Origin of the sequence: Pseudomonas emilianonis, assembly GCF_023072625.1 — a bacterium.
In the GTDB taxonomy this organism is placed as follows: domain Bacteria; phylum Pseudomonadota; class Gammaproteobacteria; order Pseudomonadales; family Pseudomonadaceae; genus Aquipseudomonas; species Aquipseudomonas paraveronii.
In genome coordinates this window covers 1-5,915 of sequence record NZ_JAKNRV010000321.1, presented here as the reverse complement: position 1 = coordinate 5,915, position 5,915 = coordinate 1, and the positions used below count along the sequence as shown (strand labels likewise).

Sequence of the window (5,915 nt, the reverse complement as noted above, 5' to 3'; positions counted from 1 at the left end):
TGCTGGACGTGCCGGCCAGGGCGATCGACCTCGGCCGCGTCGGTGGGCAAGTCTTCCTCAACATGGCCACCGGTGGCTTTGGCAGCCAGGTCACCGCCAACACCTCCGAAGAGCTGAAGAAAGTGCTGGGCGGCGCGGCCTATTTGTTCACCGGTTTGTCGCGCTTCAGCGAGCTGACGGCGGCCTATGGCGAGCTGGAAGGCCCGGGTTTCCATTGGAAAGGCGAACTGCTCGCGCTGGGTATCGGCAACGGCCGCCAGGCGGGCGGTGGGCATGTGCTGTGCCCCGGCGCGCTGGTGGACGATGGGTTGCTGGATATCAGCATTTTGCCGGCGCCCCAGGAAGTGGTCGGCACCTTGCGTGAACTGATGAACAATGGCTGGGGCCTGGACACCATGTTTGTCCGCGCGCGCCTGCCGTGGGTCAAGATCAAGGTCGCGCAAGGCTTGTACATCAACCTGGATGGCGAACCGCTGGAGGGCGATGACCTGCACTTCGAGATCGTGCCCAAGGCCCTGCGCGTGCACTTGCCGCCGGGCTCGCCGCTAGTCGTCCAGGCTGATGATCTGCTCGCGCACGGCAAATAACACCAGGCCCGCCACATCAAAAATCTGCAGGCGCTTCATGATTTGCGAGCGGTGGGCTTCTACGGTCTTGATGCTCAGCCCCAGGCCGTGGGCGATTTCCCGGGTGGATTTGCCGCGCACGATCAGGCGCAGGATTTCCAGTTGGCGAGCGGTGAGATTATGGTTGTGGGCGACCGGGGAGGCTGGGGCCTGGTTGCGTACCAGCGCCTGTTTGATCACGGTGTGTGCAATCGCCGGGCTCAGGTAGCGCTCGTCGTTGCTCAGCGCCAGCAATGCTTGCTCCAGCTCGTTGGCGGTGGTGTCCTTGAGCAGGTAGCCGTGGGCGCCGGACTCCAGCGCACGCATGATCAGCTCTGGGTCGGTGTGCATCGACAGGATCAGCACCTTGCTCTTGGGATAGGCCGTCTTGAGTTGACGCAACGCATCCAGGCCACCGGTGTGTTTCATCGACAGGTCCAGCAGCACGATATCCGGCAATAGGGCGCTGAATGTTTCCAGCACCTGTGCGCCATCGCTGGCTTCGCCAATCACGGTGTAGCCGGGAATATCCTGGACCAGTGCGCGTACGCCGGCCCTGATCAGTGCGTGGTCATCCACCAGGAGTAAAGTGCGGGTCACTCGAGAACCTTCCGGGAACTGGCCCGTTCGAGGGCGCGCGGCGCCCAGGGGAAAAGCGCGTCGATCCGCGTGCCTTTGCCTGGCTGGCTGCTGACGGACAACGAGCCCCCCAGTTGATCAATTCGCTCGGACATGCCGGCCATGCCCCGTTGGCCTTCCAGGCCTGGGTTGATGGCGGGCGAAAAGCCCAGGCCGTCATCACTGATAAACAGCGACAGGCCCTGGGGCAGGCGTTGCAGGCGTACCAGCAGGTTTTGCGCCTGGGCATGGCGCAGCATGTTGGTTACCGCTTCCTGGGTGATGCGAAAGGCGGCCACGGCCATTTCTTCGGGAATGCCGGTCAGCCGTTGCTGGCATTCCAGGCTCCAGTGAATCGGCGTGTTTTCCAGGGTCTTGAGCAGGTGCGCGCGCAGGCTGGCTTCCAGGCCCAGGCTGGCCAACTGGCGTGGGTTGAGAATGGCGGACACGTCGCGCACCTTGGCCAGCGTCTCGTTCAGGGTGTTGCACAGCACCGTGCATTGGCCCTGCAGGTCTTCCGGCAGGCGGCGCTTGAGCCATTCGCTTTGCAGCTTGGCGGCGGTGAGCAATTGGCCGATATCGTCGTGCAGCTCACGGCTGAGGCGGTGCCGCTCGTTTTCCTGGACCTGCAACAGGCGGTCGGCCAGTTCCTGGGGCTGAAACTTGATCGATTTACGTGAGTTCCAATGCCGCAGGCCCAACACCACCAGGGTGGCCAGGTTGAGTAGCAGCACCGTCAACGGCAAGGGTGCGGAGCGAGCGTAGGCCCACAGCCCCAGCAACAGCGAGCACAGGCACAACACGAGAACCAGTCGACGGGCATTGCTGCGGGAGGCGGATTTGGCGAGGAGTGACTTGAGGCTGGCGTACATAGCGGATGCTTTTCACGTTTTATGCATCATGAAGTTGGGTCACTTCGAGGGCGGCATGGTACCACTTTGCTTACCGTTGGTCGCCAGGCGTCATTCGTACAGTGTGGGGCGCATGCCTACTTAGAAAAGTTGTCTATCGGCGGTTGTTTTGTATCGATTGTCTTTATAGCGCAGGCAACTTGGTTGCCTGCACTTATTGGAGGGTGCGTTAGTTATTCTTGTCGTTCTTGGGCAAGATCCTGGCTGAAAGCGACACCTTAGCGGTTAAACCCGCAGTCTTTTATGAGGTATGGTGCAGACGCTGTTGCGGCTTATTGGCGAAGTCCTTTTGCGGGATCTGGAGAGTGACCGTCGCAATCAGTGAGGTTTGTTCGCTTTCATCCAAACGCAGTTCACCGGTGCGAGTGTCGATCAGCTCCAGTTGCCACGCCAGTAATGTCAGGCAGTTGTTCAAGGCATCGAGGGCCTGATCGTGCAGTTGCAAAGGGTTCTCTGCGTTGGCAATCAGGTACTGGATATGTCGCGAGAACTCGCTGATCGCCCGCAGGGCCAAGTCATCGGCTTTTTCGGCGAGCGACGTGAGGCTGAACTTCATGCAGTCGATGGCATCGCTGTCATTACGAATCAAATGCAGATGGCTCAGGCACTCTTCCGACTTGCTCAGCAGCTTTTCGGCCTCCAGCAGGAACTCGGGAAGTGCAGTTTGCCACTCGTTCGCGCTATTCATCAGGCAAGTCTCCACAACATAAGGTCGGGTGATGAGATGTCGCACCGCGTGAATGGCGTAAAACTACCGCTGAAAGATGACTGAAATCTGTAGGTCGCTTCTGAGATTTTAGTAGGACGTTTATTTGAATGATCGTGCGAGGCGCGAACGGTCCTCGTCATCCGGATCGATTGCACAACTTCGATTGCCGACACGTGAGTGTCTGGAAGACCCTTGGGCCGTGGGCTTACGATGGCAAACAAAAGCCTGACTCCATTCATGCAATGAGAATGGCGTCACATTAATGGCTATTAGATATCGCGAATATCAGGTTGGACCTGATTGTGCGTAGGGGAATCCCTTACACGGCGGAACCTCGCGTCGATTTGAATGTCGCGCAATGTTGCGGTCCTGCCAAGTGAAGCGGCCTGTGCAGTAAAGCATGATGTCAGTATGACATCAATGGATTTGAGTGGCATTTTACCGGGGTCAAGATCTTGCAGTTGCCGCCGATAACTGCATAGTGAACTGCATAATCCCTCAGCGCGACCTGCGCGCACATCAGGAGTTTTCAATGGCCGGCATTCTCGACACGGTAGATCAACGCACGCAACTGGTGGGTGAGAATCGCCTGGAGATCCTAATGTTTCGCCTGGCTGGGCGGCAGTTGTTCGCGATCAACGTGTTCAAGGTGCAGGAAGTCTTGCAACTGCCCAAGCTGACCCTGATGCCCCAGCGCCACCCGTTTGTCTGCGGCGTGGTCAACCTGCGCGGCCAGACCCTGCCGGTGATCGACCTGTCCCAGGCCATCGGCATGCGCCCGTTGGTGCCGGGGCCCAACAGCACCATCATCGTCACCGAGTACAACCGCTCGGTGCAGGCGTTCCTGGTGGGCGGCGTCGACCGCATCGTCAACATGAACTGGGAAGCCATCCTGCCGCCGCCGACCAGCGCCGGGCGCCAGCACTACCTCACCGCCATCAGCAAGGTCGATGACCAGTTGGTGGAAATCATCGACGTGGAAAAAGTCCTGGCCGAGATTGTGCCGTACAACGCCAAGGTCTCCCGCGAAAAACTCGATGACCCGATACTGGAACGCGCCCGTGGCCGTGAAGTGCTGCTGGTGGACGACTCCAATGTCGCGCTGTCGCAATTGCGCGACACCCTCGGCCAGTTGGGGGTGAAAATGCACATCGCCAGCGACGGCCTCAAGGCGCTGAACATGCTCAAGGCCTGGGCCGACACCGGCCAGGTGATGACCGACAAATTGCTGATGATCTTCACCGACGCCGAAATGCCCGAGATGGACGGCTACCGCCTGACCACCGAAATCCGCAGCGACGCGCGCCTGCGTGGGCTGTACGTGGTGCTGCACACCTCGCTGTCGGGCAGCTTTAACGAGTCGATGGTGAAGAAGGTCGGGTGCGACAATTTCCTGTCCAAATTCCAGCCGGACAAGCTGGTAGATGTGGTGCGCGAGCGACTGATGCTGGACGTCGTATCGGCTTGACCTTAGGGTGACGGTTTTGCCCCCTCAGGAATGCAGGCCCATGCTTCGTCTCAGCGCGCTGTACCGTTACCCCTTGAAATCCGGCAAGGCTGAAATCTTGCAGCAGATCGGCCTGGATAAACTCGGCCTGGACGGTGATCGACGCTGGATGCTGGTGGACGAGGCCAGCGGGCGCTTTTTGACGCAGCGGGCCGTGGCGAAGATGAGCCAGTTGTCGGCGCTGTGGAACCGCAGCGGTGGCCTGACCCTCAGTTCGCCTGGCTACGCGGTGCTGGACGTGGCGCTGCCCGGCAGCGCGGCCGAGTTGCGCGGTGTGACCATCTGGCGCGACACCTTGCGCGTGCCGGATGCGGGCGATGAAGCCGGCGCCTGGGTCAGCGACTTTATCGGCAAGCCGACGCGGCTGGTACACGTCCCGCTGGAGCGCGCCCGCACCACACAAGCTGGTTATGGCAGGGACGATGATCAGGTCGCGTTTGCCGACGGCTACCCGTTGCTGTTGATCGGCCAGGCCTCCCTGGACGACCTGTCCCGGCACGTCGGCCGGCCTATGGACATGCTGCGCTTTCGCCCCAACCTGGTGATTGACGGCGCAGACGCATTCGCCGAAGACGGCTGGAAACGCCTGCGTATCGGCAATGTCGAGTTTCGCGTGGTCAAACCGTGCTCACGCTGCATTCTCACCACCATCGACCCGCACACCGGCGAGCGCAGTGCCGACCGCGAACCCTTCGTGACGCTGGAGGCCTATCGCAAGACCGAAGACGGCGCGATGTTCGGCCAGAACCTGGTCAACGATGGCGTGGGCCGCCTCGAAGTGGGCATGCCGGTGACTGTGCTCGAGTAATTCGCCTGCCAAAAAAATGCCCGTCTCGCAGGAGCCGGGCATTTTTTTCGCGCGGGGGAACCGCTTAGCCGCGGTATTCGCACAGGTAAGCGGTGTCCACGGCGACCTTCAACTGGAACTTGCTGTTGGCCGGAACGTGGAACTGGCTGCCGGTGGCGAAGGTTTCCCAGGTGTTGCTGTCGGGCAGTTTGACGCTCAGGGCGCCGGACACTACGTGCATGATTTCACGCTGGGCGGTGCCGAATTCGTATTCGCCCGGGGCCATGACGCCGATGGTCGCCGGACCTTCTGCGGTGCCGAAAGCGATCGACTTGACGGTGCCGTCGAAGTACTCGTTGACTTTAAACATGGGCGAATCCTCGGAAAAGGGTCTGGAAAGGTCAGCCAGTATGCCCAAGGGCAGGGGAGCTGCCTAGACCGGCAAAATCAGCGGCAACAGGCGTGCGGTGTTGCGCGCATCCTCCAGCGCCCGATGTTGCTGGCCTTGGAACTGCATTCCCGCCAATTGCAGGGCGCCATTGAGCCCCGGTGGCTTGTCCAGGCGCCGGGCCTTGGCGAAGCGTTGCTTAAGGTTGACATGGGGTGTTTGGGCCAGCGCGCTGCTCAGGCCATGGCGCTGCCACTCCAGTTCAAACCGAGCAACTGGCGCTGGTCAACCCGATCGGCCTGGAAGACTGGAAGGCCCTCGGCGTGCCTTATCGCAGCGTCGACCAATGGTATGAGCGCGAACTGCAGGTGAGCGCCGACGGCATCCGCA

6 protein-coding genes and 3 pseudogenes are annotated in these 5,915 nt (G+C 60.6%); 4 read left to right on the top strand and 5 right to left on the bottom strand.

Annotated elements, in window-relative coordinates:
* Positions 1-587, top strand: a pseudogene (locus tag L9Z73_RS23820) (lipid kinase YegS); the annotation flags it as partial.
* Here the strand turns inward: L9Z73_RS23820 and L9Z73_RS23815 are convergent.
* From L9Z73_RS23815 to L9Z73_RS23805, 3 genes are all read right to left on the bottom strand, one after another.
* Positions 546-1,205: a response regulator transcription factor gene (locus L9Z73_RS23815; protein WP_247406288.1), complete on the bottom strand. Its 660-nt coding sequence runs from the start codon at positions 1,203-1,205 to the stop codon at positions 546-548. The pseudogene L9Z73_RS23820 and the gene L9Z73_RS23815 overlap by 42 nt on opposite strands.
* Positions 1,202-2,095 (bottom strand): sensor histidine kinase, encoded by an 894-nt coding sequence (locus L9Z73_RS23810; RefSeq protein WP_247406286.1) that lies wholly within the window; start codon positions 2,093-2,095, stop codon positions 1,202-1,204. Before L9Z73_RS23810 ends, L9Z73_RS23815 begins: the two co-directional genes overlap by 4 nt.
* Before the next feature lie 280 nt (positions 2,096-2,375).
* Complete coding sequence (locus L9Z73_RS23805) at positions 2,376-2,822, bottom strand: hypothetical protein (RefSeq protein WP_247406283.1); 447 nt, start codon at positions 2,820-2,822, stop codon at positions 2,376-2,378.
* A 553-nt stretch (positions 2,823-3,375) separates the two neighbouring features.
* Here L9Z73_RS23805 and L9Z73_RS23800 point away from each other — a divergent pair.
* The gene (locus tag L9Z73_RS23800; protein ID WP_198717120.1) at positions 3,376-4,311 is read left to right on the top strand and encodes a chemotaxis protein CheV; all 936 of its coding nucleotides are present in this window, start codon (positions 3,376-3,378) and stop codon (positions 4,309-4,311) included.
* Between the two features lie 40 nt (positions 4,312-4,351).
* Positions 4,352-5,158 (top strand): MOSC domain-containing protein, encoded by an 807-nt coding sequence (locus L9Z73_RS23795; RefSeq protein WP_247406280.1) that lies wholly within the window; start codon positions 4,352-4,354, stop codon positions 5,156-5,158.
* Between the two features lie 64 nt (positions 5,159-5,222).
* Here L9Z73_RS23795 and L9Z73_RS23790 read toward each other — a convergent pair whose 3' ends face one another.
* Positions 5,223-5,507: a pyrimidine/purine nucleoside phosphorylase gene (locus L9Z73_RS23790; RefSeq protein WP_247406277.1), complete on the bottom strand. Its 285-nt coding sequence runs from the start codon at positions 5,505-5,507 to the stop codon at positions 5,223-5,225.
* Between the two features lie 63 nt (positions 5,508-5,570).
* Positions 5,571-5,795: pseudogene (locus tag L9Z73_RS23785) on the bottom strand (exonuclease domain-containing protein); the annotation flags it as partial.
* On the opposite strand from L9Z73_RS23785, the pseudogene L9Z73_RS23780 reads away from it, so the two are divergent.
* Positions 5,783-5,915 (top strand): annotated as a pseudogene (locus tag L9Z73_RS23780) (alpha/beta fold hydrolase); the annotation flags it as partial. The pseudogenes L9Z73_RS23785 and L9Z73_RS23780 overlap by 13 nt on opposite strands.